This is a genomic window from Streptomyces alkaliphilus, assembly GCF_014141535.1.
Lineage (GTDB): Bacteria > Actinomycetota > Actinomycetes > Streptomycetales > Streptomycetaceae > Streptomyces > Streptomyces alkaliphilus.
The window spans coordinates 1-804 of record NZ_VKHT01001518.1 but is presented as its reverse complement, the minus strand read 5'-3'; the positions used below and the strand labels follow the sequence as shown (position 1 = coordinate 804).

The following is an 804-nucleotide window of genomic DNA, read 5'->3' as shown; positions in this document are numbered from 1 at the left end:
ACAGCTGTCACCCCCACCCGTCGTGCCAGATACGGCGGTCGCGGGCCAGCGCGTACAGTTCCTCGACCCGATCGGGCTTGAGGACCGGCGTGCCGCGGTCCAGCACCGTCGGCGGCGTCCCGTCCGGTATGGCGAGGACCAGGAGGTCGGCGGGGCGACGGACCATCCGGATCCGCCGGGAGACCACCGCGAGGACGGGCCGCACCTCCACCGGCTCACCGACCGCCCGGCCCAGTACGTGAGCGGCCCGGACGGCCGCCCGTCGGCAGAGCCTGGGGTGGGGTTCGGAACGGGAACCGACCCGGAGCAGGTCCCCCGTCCCGTCGGGGCCGCCGGGGGCTCCGAGCACCACCGGCCCGCCGGCCGGATTGACGGTGTGCACCGCGAACACCCCGCCCGGACCGATCGTCAGGTGTGCCAGGACGGCGCGCGCGGGCAGGGGCAGGGAGTGCAGGGTGCGGCGCCCGGTCGGTTCCAGTCGGTCCAGCGCGGTCCCCACCAGGACCTCACCGGTCATGCGTCGTTCGAGTTCGTCCAGATGTGCGCGACGACCGAGCAGCCGTCCCGTCACGCGTCGAAGGACGGGTTCCGCGGTGGACAGCTCGGGGAGGCCGCGCAGCCACTCGCCGGGACGGTTGGGGGCCAGGTCGTCGTCCGGGTGCAGCCACAGCGGTCCGCGGCGGGACGCGAAGGGGTCGGGGATCGCGGACATCGCTCGCACTCCCGGGGACGGGAACGGTGGCACCGTCTTCCAGCCTCGGTGTGCCGCGCCATCGGGGCAAGCCGTCGGAACCGGTCCCCGTG

Annotated in this window: 1 protein-coding gene; it reads right to left on the bottom strand. The window is 74.6% G+C overall.

Features of this window, described 5'->3' with window-relative positions; genetic code table 11:
• Positions 1 to 7: 7 nt before the first annotated feature.
• Positions 8 to 712, bottom strand: coding sequence for an NERD domain-containing protein (locus tag FNQ90_RS25425; protein WP_182608460.1), 705 nt, complete (start codon positions 710 to 712; stop codon positions 8 to 10).
• Positions 713 to 804: the final 92 nt, after the last annotated feature.